This window comes from Paenibacillus sp. FSL P4-0176, assembly GCF_037975265.1.
Taxonomy (GTDB): Bacteria; Bacillota; Bacilli; order Paenibacillales; family Paenibacillaceae; genus Paenibacillus; species Paenibacillus amylolyticus.
The window spans coordinates 1,796,349-1,819,453 of record NZ_CP150242.1; the positions used below are offsets into that span (position 1 = coordinate 1,796,349).

The 23,105-nt window shown below is 41.2% G+C and carries 26 protein-coding genes; 22 read left to right on the forward strand and 4 right to left on the reverse strand.

Going from position 1 to position 23,105, the window contains the following annotated elements:
* The first annotated feature begins 290 nt into the window (after positions 1 to 290).
* From recQ to MKY95_RS08250, 4 genes are all read left to right on the forward strand, one after another.
* The gene (recQ, locus tag MKY95_RS08235; protein WP_339198066.1) at positions 291 to 2,171 is read left to right on the forward strand and encodes a DNA helicase RecQ; all 1,881 of its coding nucleotides are present in this window, start codon (positions 291 to 293) and stop codon (positions 2,169 to 2,171) included.
* A 410-nt stretch (positions 2,172 to 2,581) separates the two neighbouring features.
* Positions 2,582 to 4,624 carry a B12-binding domain-containing radical SAM protein gene (locus MKY95_RS08240; protein ID WP_339198069.1) on the forward strand — a complete coding sequence of 681 codons (2,043 nt, stop codon included), beginning with the start codon at positions 2,582 to 2,584 and terminating at the stop codon, positions 4,622 to 4,624.
* Between the two features lie 150 nt (positions 4,625 to 4,774).
* Complete coding sequence (locus MKY95_RS08245) at positions 4,775 to 5,419, forward strand: DUF3885 domain-containing protein (protein ID WP_339198072.1); 645 nt, start codon at positions 4,775 to 4,777, stop codon at positions 5,417 to 5,419.
* 153 nt (positions 5,420 to 5,572) lie between these two features.
* Positions 5,573 to 6,052: a hypothetical protein gene (locus MKY95_RS08250; protein ID WP_339198075.1), complete on the forward strand. Its 480-nt coding sequence runs from the start codon at positions 5,573 to 5,575 to the stop codon at positions 6,050 to 6,052.
* A 69-nt stretch (positions 6,053 to 6,121) separates the two neighbouring features.
* On the opposite strand, the gene MKY95_RS08255 is transcribed toward MKY95_RS08250, so the two are convergent.
* A complete protein-coding gene (locus tag MKY95_RS08255) occupies positions 6,122 to 6,724 on the reverse strand; it encodes a hypothetical protein (protein ID WP_339198078.1) in 603 nt (200 codons plus the stop codon).
* 230 nt (positions 6,725 to 6,954) lie between these two features.
* Here MKY95_RS08255 and MKY95_RS08260 point away from each other — a divergent pair, with 230 nt between their 5' ends.
* The 3 genes from MKY95_RS08260 (at position 6,955) to MKY95_RS08270 (ending at position 8,593) form a co-directional block, all read left to right on the forward strand.
* Positions 6,955 to 7,521: a histidine phosphatase family protein gene (locus MKY95_RS08260; RefSeq protein ID WP_339198081.1), complete on the forward strand. Its 567-nt coding sequence runs from the start codon at positions 6,955 to 6,957 to the stop codon at positions 7,519 to 7,521.
* 188 nt (positions 7,522 to 7,709) lie between these two features.
* Complete coding sequence (locus MKY95_RS08265; RefSeq protein WP_339198084.1) at positions 7,710 to 7,961, forward strand: hypothetical protein; 252 nt, start codon at positions 7,710 to 7,712, stop codon at positions 7,959 to 7,961.
* Between the two features lie 47 nt (positions 7,962 to 8,008).
* Positions 8,009 to 8,593: an AAA family ATPase gene (locus MKY95_RS08270; RefSeq protein ID WP_339198087.1), complete on the forward strand. Its 585-nt coding sequence runs from the start codon at positions 8,009 to 8,011 to the stop codon at positions 8,591 to 8,593.
* A 43-nt stretch (positions 8,594 to 8,636) separates the two neighbouring features.
* Here MKY95_RS08270 and MKY95_RS08275 read toward each other — a convergent pair whose 3' ends face one another.
* Complete coding sequence (locus MKY95_RS08275; protein ID WP_339198089.1) at positions 8,637 to 9,008, reverse strand: hypothetical protein; 372 nt, start codon at positions 9,006 to 9,008, stop codon at positions 8,637 to 8,639.
* Positions 9,009 to 9,168: 160 nt separating this feature from the next.
* Between MKY95_RS08275 and MKY95_RS08280 the strand changes: the two genes are divergently transcribed.
* The 4 genes from MKY95_RS08280 to MKY95_RS08295 all read left to right on the forward strand — a co-directional run bounded on the left by MKY95_RS08280 (position 9,169) and on the right by MKY95_RS08295 (position 13,187).
* Entirely contained in the window at positions 9,169 to 9,465 is a 297-nt protein-coding gene (locus MKY95_RS08280) for a hypothetical protein (protein WP_339198092.1), read from the forward strand.
* A 136-nt stretch (positions 9,466 to 9,601) separates the two neighbouring features.
* Positions 9,602 to 10,642, forward strand: a complete 1,041-nt coding sequence (locus MKY95_RS08285; protein WP_339198095.1) for an iron-siderophore ABC transporter substrate-binding protein — start codon at positions 9,602 to 9,604, stop codon at positions 10,640 to 10,642.
* Between the two features lies 1 nt (position 10,643).
* Positions 10,644 to 11,420, forward strand: a complete 777-nt coding sequence (locus tag MKY95_RS08290) for an IucA/IucC family C-terminal-domain containing protein (RefSeq protein ID WP_339198098.1) — start codon at positions 10,644 to 10,646, stop codon at positions 11,418 to 11,420.
* A gap of 45 nt (positions 11,421 to 11,465) precedes the next feature.
* Complete coding sequence (locus MKY95_RS08295; RefSeq protein WP_339198100.1) at positions 11,466 to 13,187, forward strand: helix-turn-helix domain-containing protein; 1,722 nt, start codon at positions 11,466 to 11,468, stop codon at positions 13,185 to 13,187.
* Positions 13,188 to 13,615: 428 nt separating this feature from the next.
* Here the strand turns inward: MKY95_RS08295 and MKY95_RS08300 are convergent, their stop codons facing one another.
* Entirely contained in the window at positions 13,616 to 14,059 is a 444-nt protein-coding gene (locus tag MKY95_RS08300) for a hypothetical protein (RefSeq protein ID WP_339198102.1), read from the reverse strand.
* An 85-nt stretch (positions 14,060 to 14,144) separates the two neighbouring features.
* Positions 14,145 to 14,978 carry a hypothetical protein gene (locus MKY95_RS08305; RefSeq protein WP_100527956.1) on the reverse strand — a complete coding sequence of 278 codons (834 nt, stop codon included), beginning with the start codon at positions 14,976 to 14,978 and terminating at the stop codon, positions 14,145 to 14,147.
* A gap of 286 nt (positions 14,979 to 15,264) precedes the next feature.
* Here MKY95_RS08305 and MKY95_RS08310 point away from each other — a divergent pair, with 286 nt between their 5' ends.
* The 11 genes from MKY95_RS08310 to MKY95_RS08360 all read left to right on the forward strand — a co-directional run bounded on the left by MKY95_RS08310 (position 15,265) and on the right by MKY95_RS08360 (position 22,568).
* On the forward strand, positions 15,265 to 15,486 hold the full coding sequence (locus MKY95_RS08310; RefSeq protein ID WP_339198106.1) for a hypothetical protein: 222 nt from the start codon (positions 15,265 to 15,267) through the stop codon (positions 15,484 to 15,486).
* A gap of 11 nt (positions 15,487 to 15,497) precedes the next feature.
* Positions 15,498 to 15,890, forward strand: coding sequence for a hypothetical protein (locus MKY95_RS08315; protein WP_339198109.1), 393 nt, complete (start codon positions 15,498 to 15,500; stop codon positions 15,888 to 15,890).
* A gap of 107 nt (positions 15,891 to 15,997) precedes the next feature.
* Positions 15,998 to 16,306 carry a hypothetical protein gene (locus MKY95_RS08320; protein WP_100527959.1) on the forward strand — a complete coding sequence of 103 codons (309 nt, stop codon included), beginning with the start codon at positions 15,998 to 16,000 and terminating at the stop codon, positions 16,304 to 16,306.
* Between the two features lie 87 nt (positions 16,307 to 16,393).
* On the forward strand, positions 16,394 to 16,723 hold the full coding sequence (locus MKY95_RS08325; protein ID WP_165789919.1) for a hypothetical protein: 330 nt from the start codon (positions 16,394 to 16,396) through the stop codon (positions 16,721 to 16,723).
* A 358-nt stretch (positions 16,724 to 17,081) separates the two neighbouring features.
* Positions 17,082 to 17,594 carry a hypothetical protein gene (locus tag MKY95_RS08330; protein ID WP_339198112.1) on the forward strand — a complete coding sequence of 171 codons (513 nt, stop codon included), beginning with the start codon at positions 17,082 to 17,084 and terminating at the stop codon, positions 17,592 to 17,594.
* Between the two features lie 423 nt (positions 17,595 to 18,017).
* Positions 18,018 to 18,410 (forward strand): hypothetical protein, encoded by a 393-nt coding sequence (locus MKY95_RS08335; RefSeq protein WP_339198114.1) that lies wholly within the window; start codon positions 18,018 to 18,020, stop codon positions 18,408 to 18,410.
* A 211-nt stretch (positions 18,411 to 18,621) separates the two neighbouring features.
* On the forward strand, positions 18,622 to 19,053 hold the full coding sequence (locus MKY95_RS08340) for a DUF4279 domain-containing protein (protein WP_339198117.1): 432 nt from the start codon (positions 18,622 to 18,624) through the stop codon (positions 19,051 to 19,053).
* 170 nt (positions 19,054 to 19,223) lie between these two features.
* On the forward strand, positions 19,224 to 19,454 hold the full coding sequence (locus MKY95_RS08345; RefSeq protein WP_339198120.1) for a hypothetical protein: 231 nt from the start codon (positions 19,224 to 19,226) through the stop codon (positions 19,452 to 19,454).
* Between the two features lie 82 nt (positions 19,455 to 19,536).
* Positions 19,537 to 20,172, forward strand: a complete 636-nt coding sequence (locus MKY95_RS08350; RefSeq protein ID WP_339198122.1) for an AAA family ATPase — start codon at positions 19,537 to 19,539, stop codon at positions 20,170 to 20,172.
* Positions 20,173 to 20,276: 104 nt separating this feature from the next.
* Positions 20,277 to 20,651: a hypothetical protein gene (locus tag MKY95_RS08355; protein ID WP_339198125.1), complete on the forward strand. Its 375-nt coding sequence runs from the start codon at positions 20,277 to 20,279 to the stop codon at positions 20,649 to 20,651.
* A gap of 111 nt (positions 20,652 to 20,762) precedes the next feature.
* Positions 20,763 to 22,568, forward strand: coding sequence for a serine hydrolase domain-containing protein (locus tag MKY95_RS08360; RefSeq protein WP_339198128.1), 1,806 nt, complete (start codon positions 20,763 to 20,765; stop codon positions 22,566 to 22,568).
* Positions 22,569 to 23,105 lie beyond the last annotated feature (537 nt).

Below are 23,105 nucleotides of genomic sequence, written 5' to 3' on the forward strand. Positions count from 1 at the left end.
GATATGAGTGTGTCGGTTGTGAATAAAAGTTTACAGCAATCGTTTTGTCCAACTAGGGCAGGACGGTTGTTTTTATTTTAATGAAGAAGCTTCAAACGTTTTACAGTAAAACGCGGTTGCTCATTCCGGGCTGGGCCGTTAAACTAAAGGGAGCGGCGTTTGCTTGACGGACAAGTCATGAGAACGCCATTTTGTTGTCAAGGATGCGGGATATGAGCCGCTTTCGGATGTCAGAATCGGATCGGACCAAGCTGGTGGAAAAACACCGGTGATAAGTAAGGAGTCTTTACATGAGTGTGCAAACACCTACATTAGAAGAAGCGCAGGGTCTCCTGCAAAAATATTATGGCTACCCCGACTTCCGTGAGGGACAGAAAAAGATTGTAGCCAGTCTGCTGGAACGTGAAGATACGTTGGGTATTATGCCAACCGGGGGCGGTAAGTCGATCTGTTATCAGATCCCCGCTCTGTTATATTCGGGTCTGACACTTGTTGTTTCCCCGTTGATCTCATTGATGAAGGACCAGGTCGATGCGTTGACGACCGCCGGAATTGCTGCCGCGTATATTAATAGTACACTTAGCGGCAAAGAAGTGAATGATCGCATCCGCGCGGCGCAGCGCGGTGAGCTGAAGTTGCTCTATGTCGCGCCTGAGCGACTGGAGCTGGATTGGTTCCGCGAGGAGATGGGCTATTTGCCGATCTCTTGCGTTGCCGTGGATGAGGCCCACTGTGTATCGCAGTGGGGACATGATTTTCGGACAAGCTACCTGGCAGTAGCGCCGTTTGTGGATAGTTTGCCGGAGCGGCCGGTGGTTGCGGCCTTTACGGCTACAGCGACGCCCGAGGTCATGGGCGATATTCTGCGGTTGCTGCGTTTGCAGGACCCGCAGACATATGTGACTGGACTTGGGCGGGATAATCTGGCGTTTAGCGTGCTGCGCGGCGAGAGCAAGAAGGACTTTGTCCTGAATTATGCGCGCGAGCATGCCAGCGAGCCGGGGATTATATACGCCGCGACTCGTAAGGACGTGGACGATCTGCATCAGCGTTTGTTGCAGGCGGGATTGCCCGCAGGACGTTACCATGCCGGGATGACGGACGATGAACGGTCCCAGAGCCAAGAAGCTTTTTTGTACGATGATATTCGAGTGATGGTGGCGACCAATGCGTTCGGGATGGGAATTGATAAGTCGAACGTGCGTTACGTTATTCATAACAGCATGCCGAAAAATATGGAGGCATACGTGCAGGAAGCCGGACGTGCAGGCCGGGATGGAGAGCCAAGCCAGTGTATTCTGTTATTCGGGGCACAGGACATTATCACCCAGAAGTTCCTGATTGAGCAGAATCCGATGGACGGAGACCGCAAACAGAACGATTACCGGAAGCTGCAACAGATGGTGGATTACTGTTACACGACGCGTTGTCTGCGCAGTGCGCAACTGGATTATTTCGGTGAGGTGCATGACGATACACCTTGCGGTACTTGCAGTTCCTGTACGGACGACCGCGAGTTGGTAGATATGACGATTGATGCACAGAAAATATTCAGTTGCATTCACCGCATGCGTGAACGGTATGGTGTATCGCTGGTCGCTTCGGTGCTCAAAGGCTCCCGTGCCAAAAAAGTGCTCGATTACGGCTTCAACTCTCTGCCAACTTACGGCGTGATGGGTAATCGGACAGAGCGCGAGATATCGGAGATCATCAACGTGATGGTATCCGAAGGATATCTGATGCTGTCTGAGGGACAGTATCCGGTTGTGCGTTTGCAGCCACTGGCGGTGGAAGTGCTCAAAGGCCAGCGTGAAGTGATGCAACGTGTCGTCCGCAAGACAGCGGCGACGGCTTCGGGTACGAACTATGGTGGACGCCGCGGACGCGATGCGATGCCATCTGCGGTTAATGAGACGGTATTTGAACAGCTTCGTCTGATCCGGCGTGATCTGGCGGCGAAAGAGCATGTACCATCGTACATTATCTTCAATGATGCGACCCTGCGTGAGATGAGTGTGGTATGTCCACAGACAGAACGTGACATGCTGGATATCAAAGGGGTCGGTGAGGTCAAGTACCGCAAGTATGGACTGCCGTTCCTGGAGTTTTTCCAGAAGCAATCGGGCGAAGAAGTGGATGCGGATGATGATGCGTTTTACGAGTATGAGTGAGTATGAAATGAGTAAGAGTAAGAGTGAGAGTGAATTGAGTATGAATTGTTAATTTTCACTTTCTAAACTTTGAAGTTGGTTGTCGCGTCTCTGTAGAGTGGACGAATGGTGGCGTATTGTCTTTCAAAGGGTGGACATTGGCGTTAGGAATGGCTGACGTATCGTATACAGCATGTAGTTTTATTATATGTGTTTCATACTGTATGTTGTGGTTTGAGTTTGGCGGGGTGTATATGTCTTTTTGAAAAGAGTGTCCACTCTTTGAAAGACAAAAGTTGGATATGTCCATGAGACATGGAATGGCTAGTTCAAAAGAGGTTTAGATGAAAAGCATCCGGGGCAGGATGGCTGTGCAGCTTTCTTTTTACCAAAAAAATATGGTCTGGGTGTCCAGGCAAAGGTTGTGAATCATGAAGGTTATTCTTTCTACATTAAATGCAAAGTACATCCATACCTCCTTGGCCTTGCGGTGTCTGAAGGCATACAGTGAGAAGGATTTTGATATTGACCTGGCGGAGTATACGATCAAGGACCCGGTGATGAATATTGTGTCTGATCTGTACCAGCGCGGCGCGGACGTGATTGGTTTCTCGTGTTACATCTGGAACATTGAAGAGACAATCAAGGTCATTGATAACCTGAAAAAGGTTATGCCGAACGTGAAAATTCTGCTGGGCGGACCGGAAGTGTCCTACGACACGGAATATTGGATGAACCGGATTCCCAATGTTGATTTCATCGTGATGGGTGAAGGGGAAGAGACGCTTCATCAGCTTTTGATGGAGCTTGAAGGAAGCAAGAAGTTCCACTTTGTCTATGGACTGGCGTATCGCAAAGGGGAAGAGGTCATTCTCATGCCAGGACGGCCGAAGGCGGATCTGAACGATTTGCCGTCACCACATCGATTTGATGAGGATATCCCGGAGCTTGGGAAACGGGTTGTTTATTTTGAAACCAGTCGGGGCTGTCCGTTCAGTTGTCAGTTCTGTCTGTCCAGTATTGAGGTCGGCGTGCGATATTACGATATTGAGCGGACGAAGTCGGACATTTTGTACCTTATCGAGAAGGGTGCAAAGCTGATCAAGTTTGTGGACCGGACGTTTAACATCAAGCGGGATTATGCGCTCGAAATGTTCAAATTCCTGATTGAGAATCATCAGGGGACGGTGTTCCAGTTTGAAATTACGGCGGATATCATGCGTCCCGAAGTACTGGACTATCTGGCAGAGAATGCGCCTCCGGGCACATTCCGGTTCGAGATCGGGGTTCAGTCTACGAATGATCCGACAAATGAACTGGTGAAACGTCGCCAGAACTTTACCAAGCTTAGCCGGACCGTGAACAAGGTGAAAGCCAGTGGCAAAATCGACCAGCATTTGGATCTCATCGCCGGATTGCCTGAGGAAGATTACAATACGTTCCGCAAAACGTTTAACGATGTGTTTGCACTGGGGCCGGAAGAGCTTCAGCTGGGATTCCTCAAAATGCTGCGTGGTACAGGTCTGCGTCTGGATGCGGAGAAGTACAACTATACGTACATGGATCACGCGCCGTATGAGATTCTGGGCAGTGATGTGCTCCCGTTCAGCGACATCGTGCGCTTGAAACGGTTGGAGGATGTGCTGGAGAAATACTGGAACGCACACCGGATGGACCATACGCTGAAGTACCTGATGGAGCAGGAGTTCAACTCACCGTTTGATTTCTTCCAGGCGTTTGGTGATTACTGGGAAGGTCAGGGGTGGCAGAAGATTGGTCACCAACTGGAGGATCTGTTTACTCGTCTGCACAGCTTCCTGGAGTCGCGGAATACGCCGCATATGGATATCGTGCTCGGCTTGATGAAGCTCGACTATTTCCTCGGCCACAAATACAAACCACGCAAAATCTGGTGGGAAGATCCGCTTCAGAAAGACCAGTGGGCGGGTTATATGAAAACGTTGGCTGAACGTCCAGAAGACGTTCGACTGCCACGTGTTGCTGGTGCCGCAGGCACGGCATGGTTGGAAAGTAGCGGCACGGGTCCGAGTGCCGCTGCGGGAAGTTCGGCTGCTGCCGGAGAAGACTCTGCCGCAGATGCGGCGGGTGTGATCGGCAGCGAAGCCGGGGGTGCAGCGTCGCTCACTTTGGGCGACGCAACAGGGTCCGCCGCGGATGGAGCGGCGGACATGGTGGATGGCAACGCTTCGCGTGCGTTGCCGATGACCTCGGCCATGACCGCACAGACGGTCATGGGTGCCCGTGCTTTCGCCGACCTTGGTCTCGGCGAAAAGGAACTGCAGAAGCACACCGTATTGGATGTGCTTCCGTTCCGGCTTGAGCGTGTGCTAGCTGGCGCCAGCCCGCTTGCCGCGAAAGGCCGGACGCTGCTGGTCGTTGTATACCAGCAGCATGAAGGGCAGCAGGCGCAGTATTACACGCTGCCGCTGGGAGAAGAAGCCGCTGCTATGTAGGTGCAGCGGCCTGAGATAAACTACATGGCTAATTGGTGCCATGTAGCAAGAGGAAGCGCCACGACTATGAGGTCGGGGCGCTTTTTTTACAACAGCAAAGCTCTCATATTAAGGTACTGTAAAAACCATAGAAGACACGGAGGCCACAGAATGGATCTGAAGACGTACCTGGCAGAGCATTTTCCAAACCTGACCTTAGAACCGCCTCTTTTTTATAATTGGGATGTTGCAATACGATTCGAACTTGGCAATCCTCTGATGTTTGAAATGAATACGGAGCATTACATGGAACAAGTTTATCATCGATCACTTGAATTATTTAAGGCTCTTCATGATCAAGAAGATGAAGTCCTATTAATAACTCAAGCTTATTTTGCAGATAAGCCTAAACACAAAGTGAAGAAGTTGAACCTTTATAGTAAATATATCAAGAAGAAAGAGCCGATTAGAGCTTTGAGACTTGAGATACTTTCAGGTTTGGATTGTGAACTGGATGAATTCCCAGACCCGAGGAACAACATGTATAGGTACTGGACTAAATGTAGAGTTGAGGACTTGAAATACAATCAGTTAATCAAAGCTATATGTAATCATGATGTTGGAATTAAGCCAAAGATATATCATAGGGTGTATTTCATTAATATAAGTAAGAAAACGATATTTCATATCTATGATGATAGAGGTTGTGATGTTATTTCAGCAGTAAGGGAAGAGCTAATGGATATCTATAAAGAATATAACGATTGGATTTTAGATTATGATCGAGACAGAATTAACAATGTATGTCTAGGATAATGCGAGAAAACCTGAAATTAAATTGATCATAATCCCTAATGGAATGGATGATCCAAGAAAGTTTTCAGATGTGATCGCACAGGGGTAATATATTATTTGAAGTAAAGGTTTGGAAAAAACTTTAAGAGTGTTCCGATGTAAGGAGTAAGGATTATGGATAAAAAAGAGAAGAAGTTACTCATTGCTATAATTGTACTTGCTGTAGTTGTATTAGGAGTTATATGGTACCTAAAAGTAGGCTATCTATTAAGGAAACCAGAGATGCCCGAAGCAAATATTGCAATTCAGACCCAAATGGTGGATGGTGGTGCGATCAGTTTACGAAATGCTGATTACACGGAAAATCAAATCAAGGTTGGATATGAAGTGAAAGGGTTCAGTTTGGAGGAATATAATATTGCTTGTGAGCTTTATCGTGACGGACATTTGATTTCAACTTCTGGCTCAACAGGTGGAGGTTTGATAGAACTGGACGAAAAGCATTATTACTTCATCGGTTATGAGAATATAACTCAAATGAACTTGCCTGAATCTATACATCTAAACGTGGAGATTAAAGTGATACCCAATGATTTTAGACAAAAATCGATAACTTCATCCTTTGATGTAAGCCTAGATAAAGAAGTGCAATAGATAGAAGAGGGCTGCTATTACCGGTGATTAAGACAACTGTTAAAGGGATGAGTGTTGAATGATAAAACCTTAATTCAAATGGTACTTCTGCATAACGGAATCGCGGAAAGTTGAGTATTCTGATAACGCTTGTGCAGTGGAGGATTGAGGTACACTATATTGAGTTATCCCTTCAAGGCTGAATTTGCCTAAGTTATCATTGATCAATCCATAATCACCAAAGAAGTTTTTCATCAAAAAGAGCACACTTTTATCACCTTTCTGTAGTTCTACATAGTCATCGACTGTATATTTGACGTCTCCTTCGAGGCTAACGGGTTCAATGATTGTCAATTCGTTCTGATCCGAAGGGAAATCTTCGGGCTTCTTCAATATCTTTTCAATCTTGATGTTTGTATTGGTGTGAAAGGATTGCATCGTTCCATCATCAAATGCAGTAATAACATGCTCTCGATCTCTGAAATCTTCTGTTGCATAACCAATAACGATCAGTTCAGCGAATGCATCCAGCTTATCTATTTCATGAAATGTTAAAGAGTTGGCTGAAAGGTTGACGACTTTATGAATGGGCACGTCCGGTTTCGATTGACCATTTACGTAAGCGATTGCAACAGCAGAGATAGCCAATACGAATAAAGAGACTAGTACAACCTTCTTTTTGAAAAAAGACATGATCTCATCCTCTCCGTTAGATTTAACTTCTTTTGAAAGCATCTTGCTTCATTTCTACTATACACATAACTGAAAATTATTGTAAATTAAATGTCTAACAGAGTATCAATCCTGAATTCCTAAAATATGGTGGCACCATGTAATTGATTTTTGGAATGGAAAGACAAAATAAGTTGAAGGACCTAAAGCGTGACTATAAATTTTGATAGAAGAAATTCAAGGAGGATCCGATGAAGACCATAGTTTATATGGTAAGGCATGCGGAGTCACCGTATACGGAAGGAACGGAAAGAACGAGGGGGCTTACTCTGGAGGGCAAGATGAATGCAGAACGAATAACGGAAATATTAACGAATGAAGGGATACATTCCATTGTCTCAAGTCCTTATGCCAGGGCTATTCTAACCTTAGAAGGTGTGGCAGCAACGTTAGAATTAGATATTCAGATCATGGAGGGTCTGCGGGAAAGGCATTTTTCAGATGATATGATTGCGGATGAAGAGTTCGAGCCTGCTTCGAAGAAGATGTTTGATGACCCGGATTATGCATTGCCAGGAGGCGAGTCGAACACAGTTTGCCAGAATAGAGCAGTGGGCGAGTTGAAACAGATTTTAGAAGAATACAAGGGTAAAAAAGTGGCGATCGGCACACACGGACATGTAATGACGTTGATGATGAATTACTTTGATTCGAGTTACGGATTGGATTTTATGAATCAAACCAAGAAACCGGACATTTATCGATTACAATTTGACGAGATGGAATTAGAGAACGTGACAAGGCTATGGGGCGAATAAGGTGAAAGTGAATAGGCGTGAACGCTTGTTCATAATTTTGGTTGCCGGTAAAATATAGATATTGTTAAATGTGGAAGGGATTGATTCCAATGACGTTACAAAACTTGTTTCATGGAAAACCAACGAAACTATGGAATGAGAGAATGATTGAAGGCGGAGATGAGCTTTTCACAGAAGAGAGATTACTCATGTCTGATCAAGCCCTGGATACATATTTGCACCAATTAATAGCATTACAAGAAACGAAAGATTCCGAGCGCATGATGAAGGCTATAGAAGAAGTTGTGCTTAAGTTTAATGAAATGAATGAGGCCAATGGTTACTTTATTGAGACGATGGAACGTGAAGAATTGGCTGATTTTATAGACAAGTCGGCTAGGCTGGCTGGATTAGACATCCATGATGATGAAGATATTACGGAAGAATGGAGAGAGTGGTAATTCGGCAGAAATAGCGTTTTCCAATTTTAATGATAAGGGTGATCAATATGGAACGAGGACTCATTATATTTTTGAACGGAACGTCAAGTTCGGGGAAGACAAGCATTGCGATGGAAATGAAAAATCAGGGAGACATTCCGTTTCATCATCTATCTGTAGATCAATTTCTGCAAAATTATGATCAATTTATCGACAATACATATCCAGATATGAAACCAACAAGAGAAGTGGAGCACCATGTGATGACAGATATCCTGTTCGACCCGATCAATTCGATGTACTGTGCAACCATTAAACTGTTTTCGGAAATGGGTTTGAATGTCATCGTGGATACAGTCATCAGCAATGACAAGTGGTTTAATGATTTTTATGAGTTACTATCGGATTATCCGATATTGTTTGTAGGCGTGCATTGCTCGAAAGAAGAACTCACCAGAAGAGAGCAGAGCAGGGGAGATCGTGAGATTGGACTTGCCCATTCCCAGTTCGACTACATCTACTCCTATGATGAATATGATCTGGAAGTGAATACGGAAAAGCTTAGTTCAGCTGCGTGCGCGGAAAAGATATTAAGTTATATGAAGTCTGATCAGGAATACTTGGCATTTAAGAAGTTAAGCAGAAGAGACTGAAGCTGATTGCGTCAGATCATATGATATCTATTGCAAATGAAAGTTAGGGATTCGACCAAATCTTTTTCTTAGAGTTGCCAGGACCTAATAAGTAGATTTCATCAACACTCCCATAAGTATTAGAAAATGAAATTGTGATGTCTTTACTACCACCGATAGGAAGTTTACTGCCTTTAATCTGAATGAATATTGAATTGTTATGATGTGAGAGGTAGTAGCCGTGATATCTGCTAATACTGTCTGCAAATCCACCTTTAATAGTAATAAGCTCAGGAGAAACTTCAGTTCTCGTAACCATTGTCTCGTCAGGATCGACAACCTTATTCAACATATAAAATCCAATGATAATAGCAACAACGACAATAATAACTGCGCTAACAATAATGCCATACTTCATGTTTGGTCGCATACTCATGATTCACCTCATAATTAGATGATATGAATCGATGTCTCAATACTCATTGGGCATCGATTTATTGTATTTAATCAGAACAGAATTCTACGTTTAGAAATATTAGGCTCATTTAAATAATATACTAATTCATTTTTTTTGTAGAGATAGGGGGTGGTCATCGATGGAAATTATTAACGCCAAGAATCCAGAAGATCATATCCAACACATGTTAAAGGCAATCATTGAAAAGACACAATCCATCATCTACGATACTGGTAAACAATCCTTCGGCTCTTTGGAGTATTTCTTGGAGCACATTATAGCATACCGAGATAATCAGCAATACATGTCTAACGCGTGGCATATCCGCACACCGCGCTGGCTAGGGGAATATGGAAATACACCGGAGGAAGAAGAACTTCTTTCAGACATTTACCGACTGCAAGAGTATATCGCTGAGACATTAAAGGGTGGATAAGTCGCTCGCCATGTCGCATTAATCCCGCTCAAATGTCGCAAAAGTACATGGTAACGCAATGCAGAGATCGTTTATACTCTCTTTATGTTTCGATAATGAAAATCATTATCAGTATTATACATAAGGGGGATTCATCATGAATCAAGGAACAAAGGGGCAGGCTGCTGGAAGCAAGGCATATGCTGCTCACAAATCACGATTATTCATGGGCTTGATGTTGGCCCTTATTCTTGTCCTGACGGCTTGCGGTGCCGGAACAGGTACAGATAGCGGTAAACAATCTGCGGCAACGCCAGCGGAGACACCTGCGAATGCAGAAACACAGACAGATGGAGCTTTTCCCGTAACGATCACACACATGAAGGGTGAGCTGACGCTAAACGAAAAACCACAGAGAATTGCAGTCCTTGATGTTAAGTTTCTGGATCAAATGTTAGCTGTTGGCGAGAAACCGGCTGGTAGTGTTATCGCTGGAGGCAACACCGATTTTCCAGAGTACTTAGGCGATCAGCCGAGTGACGTACAGGTTCTGGGTACACGGGACGAGCCTAATCTGGAAGCGATTGTTGCATTGGATCCTGATCTGATTATTATGACGGATTTCCAGGAGAAGCAGTATGAGAGTGTAAGCAAAATTGCACCTACCCTCGTACTCGATTTCTACGAAGATTGGCGGGAGACGTTAGCTACAGTAGCTCAGATTACAGACAAGCAGGACGAGGCAGAGAAAGTACGTACAGCGTATGAAGACAAAATTGCCGGGCTGAAGACAAAATTGTCAGAGAAGCTGGGCGATGAAACGGTGGCGATTATTCGTCCACGAAAAGAAGGAATTCGTGTTCACGGAATTGAGCACCGCATTGGCGGTATTATGTATAATGACTTGGGACTGAAGATGCCTGCTTTGGTGCAGGAGATTAATGAAGATGGTTCCGTTGAAATCTCGATGGAAAAAGTGCCTGAGATCGGGGCAGATCGTTATTTTGTGCTGTCGGATGAGTTGTTTGCGGCAGAGGCAGAGGCTATGTTAAGTAATCCCGTGTGGAAGTCCCTTGATGCTGTGAAAAATAACCGCACGTATGACGTTAACTCAACATTGTGGATTGCATATTACGGACCTCTTGCGATTAATCTTATTGTAGATCAGGCATCGGAAGCCCTGCTCGGATCGAATTAATATGAACCCATATTTCTCGACAGACTTATGGAAAGAGACAGTGGAGGATTATTCGATCTTGCTCGGTGAGCCACCTGAACATAGTGTCCGTACCATTGCTCTAAGTGAGTTGCATGACGAAGTGGCATGCCGAGAGTATATCGGTTGGTTTCAGGAGTACATCGATGCCCCTGACATGAAGGTTGCCGCTTCGATGTTAGCCAAACGGATTGGTTATCTGTGGACGGCTCCGCTGGTGACCGCGATGACTTTTCATCATCAGCATGTTTCATTTCAGCTGGAGAACAGCTTTCTCTATCATCCGGCGCTCTCAGATCATGAGGGAGGCACACGATTTCCTTTTCTAGCGGTGAATGGACTTCAGGTTGAAGGACTAACGGGAGACAGGGCAGTGTGGCGGGAAAAGGTGGTCGAGGAGATGTTTGCGGTACAGCTTACACCCCTGTTAAAGACGCTTGCTGCAATTGCACCACTTTCGATGAGTATTCTCTGGGAGAATATCATGGTACGTATCGGCCGACTATTCGCTCCTGATGAAGCCGAGACTGAGCAGGAAAGTAAGATCATTCGTGAGGACTTTTCATATCTGACGCAGGTGGCATCCGGGGAAGTGTTTGGTGAGAGGAAGAATCCGTTAACCCGCTTCACCGATTGTAAGGACAATGTGCATGTTGCCAAAAGCGAGCGAATTACCTGCTGTTTCTATTACCAGATGTCAGGTGAATATTGTCTCAAATGTCCGAAAATTGACAATGAGAAAGAATCTCAACTAAAATGACAACAGCAAGAATTTTACCTTTGCTATTGTCAGGAGATGAGAGAAATGCCGCTGCAAGAACAGACAAGTCTATGGAGTGATACAACGATCAAGATGCTTGACGGGTATAGCGGTACTTTGCAGACAGGCAGTGTTCATAGCGAAACTGAATTAACTTCAAATGTATTGCTGTTGGCATATGGAGGGGAAGGGGAGCTTGCAATGGATGGCGAGGGTTGCCACATTGGAGCTTCTTTTGCCTATCATGTGGTGAAGGGATCTTCCTTTACGCTGACGGCCAGATCAGAGGAACTTTATTATATCGTAATCATGTACGAGGCTTCTTCCATGGAAGGAGCCTCCCATGCCATGCCCTCGTATCGCAAACATCCGCTGCAAAATTCATTTATTCAGAACCCTGTGACTCAGGCAGAATGGATTCAGAATGCGGAAAAAATCGTTGCCAAATGGCGTCGTGGCGAAGGACTGGAACGGTTTCATGCCCATGCGTTGCTCCAGGGGATGATCTATGAACTGATCATGGAGTATGAACGTGGTCAAGGCGGAGCAGAGTCCGACATGGTGGATGTGGTCGTGTCATATATATCATCGCATTATCGCCAGAATCTGGAGCTTAAGGAACTAGCAGCCCTCGCTGGATGCAGCGTAAGGCAGTTACAGCGAAGATTCAAACAAGAGAAGCAGCTTGGACCGATGGAGTACGTCATCCAGCTACGAATGGAAAATGCATCGCGGATGCTGCATCATACAGATGCGTCCATTGGGGAAATTGCTGACAAGATGGGCTACCGCGACATGTATTATTTCAGTAGGGCGTTTAAGAAATATTATGGCGTTCCTCCGCTGCGTTATCGGCTTGATGCCGCTAAGGAAACAGATGCAAATTATGCTCAATCCTTGCTGCGGAATCGCATGGCTTCTTCGTACGAGTCGGACCAAGGTCCAGTGATATGCCATATGCGAGGTGAATATCCTGTCACCCGTTCTCCACAGCGAATTGCCGTACTTGATGTGCAATATGCAGATCATTTGCTTGCGCTTGGATTATCTCCAGCAGGAAGTGTGGGATTGGGAAGTGGAACGTTCCATTTTCCGCAATATATCAGAGCAGGACTGCAGGGTACCGAATTACTCGGAACATATGAGTACCCTGATCTGCTTGCTGTCGAACGACTGTCCCCGGATCTGATTATTTGCACCGAGGTACATGATCAGTACTATGAACGGTTAAGCCGGGTCGCTCAAGTTCTTATGTTTAAGCGCAATGAGAGCTGGCAGACCATTCTTGGCCTGTTCGGTGAATTAACTGGTAAGCGAGCGGAGGCAAAACGAATACTTGCGGATTATCACCGACGAACCACATTGCTTTCTGAAGAACTTGCTCCAGTACTGGCAGGTAAGAGCGTGGCGCTGATTCGTCCACTAGATTCTCTCGTTCGCGTACATTCTGCCTCGCATCGTACAGGCGCTGTGCTGTACCGTGATCTGGGTCTGCCAGTTCCGTTATTTGTGGCAGATACCACCGACACGGCCTATCATATCTCCGTTGAGAGATTACCGGCTGTGCAGGCGAGCCACTACTTCCTGCTTAGCAATGAGATCATGCAGGAGGGCATATCCGCGACAGAGCAACGTGTTTGGGGGATGCTAGATTCTGGTGAGCGACAGCAAATACACTCGGTAGATGCCGCGACATGGATCGGTTGTTATGGGCCGATGGGGATTAATGGGATTGTGGATCAGGTGGAAAAGGCGTTGTTGGGGTGAGGGGGAGTTGCTAGTTTTACCCGTTTGCAGCGAAAGATAGTACGTTCTATTGAAAAGATGATTGGTTCCAATGGTATCGGAAGGCCGTCGGATTCCTCATGGGATGAAGAAGGGCCTTTTTGTTTTAAATGATGGTTCCTTACTTGCATTCTGTACAACACTATGCATATTCAGTATTCAGAACTCACAGGGATGTATGGACTTGGGAGATTAAGTTTCTTGATTTATTCGGAGGGACATCCCTTAACATCATATTCATGTTGCGCGGTCTTGTATTCGCACGTATGCATGGTATAAAGCTTAAGAATATGCAAGAAAAAAAGAATCGGCGAACCGATTCTTAAAAGTATTTTTCATCCTTACGGCGTAAAAAACAATTTCACATGATAGCAGAATCTACATCAATTAACCGAGTAGCTAAGCTTATCTCAATCTTGTACTTCATGATAATTACCAGTCCACGGATCAAAAGCGTATGAATTTACTTCTGAATTTTTTTCTACAGAAAACATATAACCTTTTTTAATTTCATTAGATTCATCTTCTATTAAAGTATTTTTCTCCTTATTAACCACATAAGGTTCTTCTAAATTCTGAGTGACCTTATCTACCGCACTTTCATACGTGTATTGAGGAAGTGTGGTTATTGCATAAATTGGAATAAATATCAAAAAGAGTGTTTGTAAAAAAAATGCTATTTCTCTACGCTTTTTACTTAGTTGAACTTTTAAAAAATAACTCAACACTATGAAAAAGACTAACACCCCAATAAAAGGAAACAGGTCTAAAATATTATTGTAACGATATTGTAAAAAGATTAAAAAAGACATTTCTATCAGAGAAGCAATAATTATTAGTTTTCTATACATCATATCTCCTTTGAATAAATAGTTGAAGCCAACATCAATGACATCAACTTATCTTAAATATATTTTGAGTGGACTGTTTCGACATAGCTTAGTTAAGAAGCCAAGCATTATAGGCTCCGATTATGCAAAGATCAGTATTACTTCTTCCTTCGCCTTCAACTCTAATTGGTACCCATTCAACTTTTCCGTTCTTTGTATTAATCACTTTAGCATCTACGATCGTTCGCTTACTGCGCAGGCCAATCTTCCCGTTAGATCTTACTTCCAAGTCTTGTGCAGCAAATCTTCCATAAACTTGACCAGTAATAGCTTTGGTGATCTTATCAGCAACAATAGCTGAGCCCAGCGCTGCGAGAATAGCTACAATTATACCACCTGTGCCGATTGTGATAAGGCCGACAATCACGCCTACTATGATTGAAACTTTAGTTCCTTTATCATAATTAAGATTATAAGTTTCTCCAAAAGTGATTTTTTCTTGTTTATATAAATAACCCCATTGCTTCACATTTGGATTAGAATTGTATGCTGAATCTACAAACGTCCAATTACTAGCAGCACTAGTAGCAAAAGATTCATTGTTGCTAATCATCGGATCTGGAGCAACTTTTTCAATATAGTCACTCTCATTAGAATATTCTACTTTCCCATCATTATCAATTGTCATCATATCTCTTGTTTCTTTGTTTTTAATTGTTTGAGATTCTCTTTCGCCATTTACATAAGAAGTTACAATATATTCTTTGTCTGTTTCTTCAATTGAAACTTCCAATGTACTGCCATCCTCAGTAGGGATAACGTATGTACCCGATTCATTAGTTGTACTAGTAGTGTTACTAAATCCACTAGCCCCTGCTACTTGAACACTTAAAATACCAACAATTAGAAGACAAGACAACAATGATGTGAATAATTTTTTCATACGAACACTCCTTTTATTAATATACTTTTAAAACGTTTTCTATCCAATCATTTCCTAATATAATACATAATATCATTTAAGGCAAATGATTATCTTTTCACTATGAGTTATTTTCAAAGAAAGTCCCGACTTCCTTCCAAGCGAATTTGGTGTATAAATTAAGTAAAGATGGATCCCCTCCATCTTTGTCTCGAAGGAAATGTTATGAGGAACGATATTTGAATTCAGGTGCATATGATAAAATGATAGAACGTTTTAATAATACGAATAACAGGAGGTATAACACATGAAATGGCAAGAAGTTAGAGAGCTTTTCCCTGACCAATTTGTTATGGTTTCTACCACTCATTATCATGAGGAAGATAACAAAAAAATCGTAGATGAAGTTGCTCCAATTCGCACCGTACCAGAACAAGATGCAAATAAAGAGTTTTTTCGAGTAGAACCTGGTAACGTTGTATATCATACGTCGAATCAAGACTTTGTGATTCATCTCCGTAAAGATTAGAAGGACAGACTTTGAACGAAAAAGTTATAGGGAAATTAAAAAAGCAATTGCTATTCATCGTTCTATATATTTTTATCATTGGAATTCAACTCATTACCAACAACTTAGTGAATCATCTCCCTGTATGGACAACTCCGCTGTCAACTTTTAGCTTTATTATATTTTTTATACTGGGCCTTTTAACTTGCCTTGATCTCAAGAAACAAGAGCAGTTCATAACGATCGGACAAAATGTAGATGTGAAGAAGAATAAAAATATCATAATAGTTAAAGGGTTGGGACGAGGTAATAGCAAAGTTTTAATCAAAGATAGTCCTATTCTGAATATGATGCAGCCAAATGACCTGATTGAAATCACGAGATTAAAATATACAAAAATGATAACGAGAAAAGTGAGTGTATAAGGACCAAGAGATACAACTATGAGTAAGTGGTGGAAGAGTTGTAGTACTATACATAAAAATAGAGGATGAATTTTGAGATACGTCTAAGGTAGAAGGAGAGAATGTAAATGAACAACATAAACTCTCATAATTGCAACCTAAATATAAGGTATGACCTGCCTGATGAAATGTGGGATAAAGTTTCTAGCGTATATGAGCGTATGCCAGGGTGGATTGGTTATAAAAGTGGAATTCCATATTGGTTTGGAACTGAAGAGGATGATGTTTTCATTGAAGCATCCGTTGAGCCTAGTGGATTATCATTTTATGCACAGATGGATAGCGATGTATGGATGTCTTGGATAGAAACATTTAAGTTGGAAGCGACAAAAGTGTTGGGTTTTGATGTTGGTGAACCTGAAGATGGATATGTGTGATGAAAGAAGGAGGATAAAAAGAAAAAATTGATAAACTCTATTAGCATTGATGAATGGAATGGGACCAAATTTAATGAAGAGATCATTATGAACCCTACATGGGCAGACAGTTTACGTTTTTTGAGAAAACTCGATGGAGATACATTTACATTAGTTTTTTTTGAGGTATCAGACACAGGTTCAGCATTAGTTGGAGGGGGACCGGAATATTTTGTAGTGTCTATTACAATGGATGAACAAATATATACGCTTATGAACGATAAGCAGGGAAATAGTGAAATTTCTCTAGTTATTGGTGGTCAGTTAGGAAATTATTGCGATAACATTTGTATAGAATTAATACCCATGCTTGAAGTACTACAGTATTTTCATGAAACTGGTAAACTACACGAATTACATCAATGGAAACAAGAATAATATTGACTTTTAAAGTAACTTGAAGAAAAAAATTAGCTTCATCTAACATTAAAATCAACATATTCGGTTGAAAATGCATTTCTAAGGAGCATATTCACTGGGGAGAGTAGCGGATGCAGAATAATTGCCAGAAAAGTTGGAGACAGCATACTGTATTTTTATGTAGATCATAAAGTAATTGAAAATTTTTCGAGTGAACAAATTGTAGCGCTTTGTTTATATGAAATGACTTGGCTTGGTTTTACTGAAGAACAAATCAAGAGCAAGACCGATAACTTGGAGAACGACAAATCATCTTAGCAAGTACTACTCAACACAGGAACATTATATGAATCCCAGAAAACTATACATCCATGAAATGAGTGATTTTATGAATATACAAGATTTAAGGGATTGGTCGGATAAGCATAATGCAAGAAATCGGGCAATAGAGGCTTTTTGGCATAACTTAGAAACCTATAGAGTTGAAGATCCTGAGGAGTTTACAGAGTTATTTTGGGATTACGACCAAAAGTATTTGAAAATTTGGATAGAGGATATATCACTCCATATCAAGAGTCTGGAATACCTGGACCCAAGTAATAAAGAGCTTGAATATATTGAAGTGAAGGTCAGAATTGAATATCGAGCAAATCATATAGGCTATTACAGAATAATTTTCGGTATAGACGGCCAGGTTGAAGATGATTATTTTATTTCGGATTGGACTGGATTAAGACTGTATCAAACAAGGAACTTGTTAGAAGATATGAGGGAAGAGATCGAAAACGACCTGATCAATGGGGAAATAAAAGAAAAAGAAGCTATGAAATTAATGAAAATCATAGAAGAGAAGAAAGAAAAAATTCGAAACAGCTATGCTGAGTCGTGAGCATAGGAAACGTTATTAATATCATAACGGGAGAGCTTAGCTCAGCCTAAGGCGCAAAAAAATATTAGATCTTTTTAACTTTAGCACCTTGAGCTCGGCAATAGAAAGATATTTTTCAATTATTTAGATTACTTTGGATATTTCCTTGAGGAAGGTACACTGATTCCCTGTGGGATGAAGAAGGGCCTCCCTTGTTTGTTTTGTCATCACAAAAGAAAGGTTCCTCTGATTCACTTCATATTCGCATCCCATACAACCCACCATATAATGAGCGTATTAAAAAACCATTGGACCATATGGACATGTGAGATTAAGTATTCTGATAATTATCCCATTTTAACCAAATTTTCCTTCGTGAATATCACCACATAGGTTATCATATACGTAGTTCAGATATTACGATGAATGTGTAGTTTTTTCGAAGTGAATGAATTAGATGTTGTAAGAAAAACTAGGAAAATATATAACCATGAAAATCAAAGGATGAAAGAAATGAATAAGAAGACATATCTTGTAAATATAGCTTATCTAATTGACTTGACTGACGAAGAATATAAAGAATTTGATGGGGAATTGACTCCTATACTAGAGAATGAAACTACAATAAGGAGAGATTTGAAATTACATTGGGAGAGCAGTTCCTCTGTATTGCTCGATCCAGAAGCAATGAATTGCGGAAGATGCGCAAAATGTAATTCATGGGTAACTGATAGAGACAAACCAAATCATATTGATGAACTAAATAACGGAGCAGTTGTTGAAGGACAATTACTTTGTGATGAGTGTTTGTCAGAAGAGCATAGGTGGGCTTTTTAGATAATGGATAATGTGAGTAATTTGCAGAAATCTACCCATCACATAACAAAAGTTTCGCGCTATGGGCATGCGCCCTTAACCGTAAGAAGAGATACATTAGAAGCATGATCACCAACACAGGTTTCATTCCTAAGATAAGAACTATCTAAGGATGAAGCCAGTCATGAATTTATGAACGTAAGGTGAACTCCATACATCCATTTTTAAAGAGGTGAAACTCCTGAAAGACAAAACCGAAGTGATGGCTTATTTTAGTTTGTTTGGAGATGAATTCGATCCGAATCATGTAACTTCAATACTTAGAACCGAACCTACCAATACGGCTTACAAAGGCGATATAATTAACAAAAAGTATCGAATAAAAGAAACATCATGGACATTAGGTACGGATTATGAAGAATCATTAGATGTGAATCACCAATTAATAAAAGTAGTCGATACATTAAGAAACAAAGTAGAAGAGATCAATTCGATTCGGATTGAACATCAATTAAGCACGAAATTTTTCATTGTAATAAGAATAGAAGAGGGGGAAACTCCTGCTCTTTATTTCGATTCTGATTTTATTGAATTTGTTAATATGATTCATGCTGAAATTGATGTTGATTTGTATGCAAATCCATATAATGAAAAATTGGAATAAGAAATATAGTTTTTAAAACACGCTTCGAAGGAATGGACATCAGATAACATTGTGTAGGAATAAACGAACCTTAAGGCTCATCAATATCGGATAACAAAGTGTTTATGATGTGGGACAGGCATCCTTTTTGCTGAAAATAGTGGTGTTTCCTTAAAGGAGGATCTTACATAATGAGAGAACGACATTCTATTGATAAAGCGGAGTGGTCAGAAACAAGAGTGAACCAGTATCACAAAGACTGCAAGGATATGGTATTTGCATTTGGCGATAGACTCATTGAAGTGGATGGCACGGTGTATTTGAAACGAAAAGAAGTCGAGATTAAGGTAGTAAAACCGCTTAAACGAAAAATATTTTGGTATGAAACATGGCTAAAGATCAAAGAAATTTACAATACATAGTCTAATATAAATTCAACATGATCGCTTAAGAGCCAGTGAAGGTTGATTAATCATTTGGTGAGAGATATCTGGAGGTAATTGAATGACGATAATTTGTATCGAAGGTGCCAGTTCTGTAGGTAAAAGTACCACTTGTCAGCAGTTCGCTACACAATATGATGCATTTATTGTTCCAGAAACAGGGCTTCTTTTTGAATCTCCTCAACTTGACGGTAAGGAACTTATGATGTGGTTGCTGGAGAGACAAATCGATAGATGGCATATAGCATATGAGAAGAATCAACAACATGAGTATGTGATTTTGGATGGCGATGTATTTAAGATTTGGTACAGCTGGATATATGGTTCTGAGCACCTATCATTAGATGAAACAGCAAACTTCTTTAGAAAGAAATTATTGGAGAATGAAATATCATTACAGGATGCTTATGTACTATTCTGGGCTGAAGAAGATGAGCTGCGCAAGCGAAAGGAGATGGATCAGACAAGATCCAGAAGAAATTTTGACAAACATCTGCGCATGATTGAACTTCAAATGAGATACTTCCAATATCTTAATGAACTGGTACCAGGATATGTAGGGATTCATAAAGCAGAGACTGTAGCAGATAATATACATCATATTGTAAAGCATTGCGAGACATTACCGGACATAAAAAAACGAGAGAGCGAGATCTTTGATAGAGTAATTGATTTCTATAAAACTACTACTACTTAATCTTAGTGTGATTTTAATAATATATCCCAAAGCTATTCTAGCTGTGTCTTAGATAACTGACCAAATACGGAGAACAAAGAAAAAAGGAATATGTGAGGTGGGTTATGGGCGTAAGAAAAAAATATAAACGTAAAATCGTTTGCTCCAATCGATTATTTTATTGGTATGTTGAACCGGATATAGACGATGAAGGGAAAATCAAATTACATATCGTTTCTGAGGATAAGAAGTTAATTGTCACTTATGAAGTGGGACAACATAGTATTAAGAACAAGACCCCATTTATAGTCATCATCGGAGAAGAATTCGAAGGCTGGACAACAGAATATATAGGATACAGAAGAGTATTAACACCGCAATGGAGCGATGAGATCATCACGCCAAAATGGATAGGTGAAATCATTGATTGGTGTCTCTTGAAAGATAAAGAAATAAACATTGTTAATTGGAAAGGTGAGATTCTTCGGCCTCTCTCCTAGATGGATTGTAATTGCATTTGAAAAAAAATTGGAGTCATATGGACTCTTTTGAAAACGCATACTCGAAAACAAGAGATGTAATTAACATTTAATATAAAAGGAGAGAAGCTAATGCAGATGAATCGTGGATATCACACGGTTAACAAAGTAATCGCTTGTGTTCTGTCATTCATATTTATCATTATGGCAATAGCGATACCTGCCCACGCTGAAGAGAAACAGGTTGAGACTACACCATCCAGGATTCCTTTATCCAAGTTAGAGGAAACGATTGATGCTTATGTTGCCTCGTATGAGAAGTACACTGCTGCCGTTTCGGTTGTGGCTATCAAAGACGGTGAAACCATTGTGAATAAGGCATATGGTTACGCGGATATTGAAAATCAGCGAAAGGCGGATACCTCTACTGTTTTTGAATGGGCTTCCATCTCGAAACTGTTGGTCTATACGAGTGTGATGCAGCTTGTCGAACAAGGAAAGCTTGATTTGGAGACGGATATCCAAGAATATCTGCCAGAGGGATTCTTCAAAAAGCTGAAATACGATGAACCGATTACCCTAATGAACCTGATGCATCACAATGTGGGTTGGGAAGATCAAACAGCGGCCGAGGTGTTTTATTACTCTGAGAATGAAACGTTAGAATTAGGAGAAACGTTGCGTAAATATGAGCCAAAACAGATCTATAAACCGAATAGCATAGTGGGTTATTCGAACTACGGCGTTGGTCTAGCTGGTTACATCGTGGAAGTGATAAGTGGCCAACCTTTTTATGAATATGTCGATCAACATATTTTCGAACCGCTTCATATGAATGACACTTCAATTCATCCAACGGGGCAAGATCATCCAGACCTAGTACATAGAAGAAATGAGATTGAAGGGTATACAAAAGATTTGAAACTGATCCCTGAGAACAGAGTATACTTAACATTTTATCCTGCTGGGGCAGCGATTGGGACAGCAGAAGATTTAGGCAAATTCCTTGCAGCGTTGATGCCTGTGGATGATAGCAATGTATTATTTAAGAACAGGGATACGTTAAACGAAATGTTGTCAACAAGTCTATATTATGACGGGACTTCTACTCCGCGATTTGCGCATGGGTTCGTTGAGATGGAATACTGGGTGCCTACACTGATGCACGAGGGGAATTTGAAAGGATTCTCCAGTAAACTTGTCTTTGATCCCGAATCTAAATTTGGGATGGTGGTCATGACAAACCAGTCTTTTGAGGAAATTTATTATTACGGACTTACTAAAGAGATTTTTGGTGCTAACGTCAATTCTAATAGAATTACTTCGGAGGGGGGAGGATATTTTCAGTCCGCACGACGGGCAGCATCTAAATTTACTAATTTATTTACTGCCCTTGATATAAAGAAATTCACAAAAGCTGAATTAAGTAGTTCTTATAACGTTGTCGAGCATAATGGTGTTGTTGAGAAAATTTCCTTTACTCCTTACATTGATTATTTGCCTGTATCGAATGTAAAGGTGAACTTGATTAAAATATCTTTTATTCCTGCTTTGTTTGCCGCCATTTTCACTTTAATTGCTTTGATCGGCTATGTAATCCAGATGCTTCTTAACAAACGAAATAAACGAGGAAAGCCTACCACCAATTTTAATAAATATCATCTTGCTATTAACTTTGCAGGTGTGGTGCTCCTTCTTAATCTTTTCATCATACAGACGAAGATTAGTTTTCCAAATTATCCTGGTTATTCTTCGTTACGGATCAATTTAATGTTTAATCTACTTTATGTGGTTCTAGCAGTGGTGTATCTTGGTTTGCTTATGTACAAACTGCGTAAGAATAGTCACAGCAAAAAGCAAAAGGTGATGTACATCATGTCTGGCATCTCGGCTGCTATATTGGCTGCTTTTGTTGTGGGGTGGAATTTGTATGTTTAGAAGATTAAACGCTGAATATAGATATTCAAAGCATTACAATGGCTCGCGGATGACTCATATATAATTGGTATTAAGTGGGATAAATTAGAAGGAGTAAAGGCAGCAGTTCCTTATCGAGGACTGCTGTCTTTGTGTTAGTACGTCCGTCTTTTGGCAACTTGTGCCTCGGCATATTGAAGGGGGATGAAGAGCATCCTATTTTTTGTCTATCAAAATAAATAATTTAATAGAACTGTAAATGACCACTAGAATATTCAATAATAATAGACCTATGTATCCGTCCGTTAACTTTGTTCGTTCAATCCACTTGTTCACTAACTCTCCAGAGAGAGCTTGTTTTCCTAAATATTTATCTATATCATTTTGATTTATTTCATCCCTATATATAAGTGGAAACTCCATGCTGTTGGATGAAGCAGCTAGCGGCGGATAGAACTCTACCCATTTCTGACCTGCCCATCGATCATACTTATAACTAATGTCTCCGCTGGAATCAAGGTTGTCCCATCTCAGAAAACCCAATATGACTAGAATACA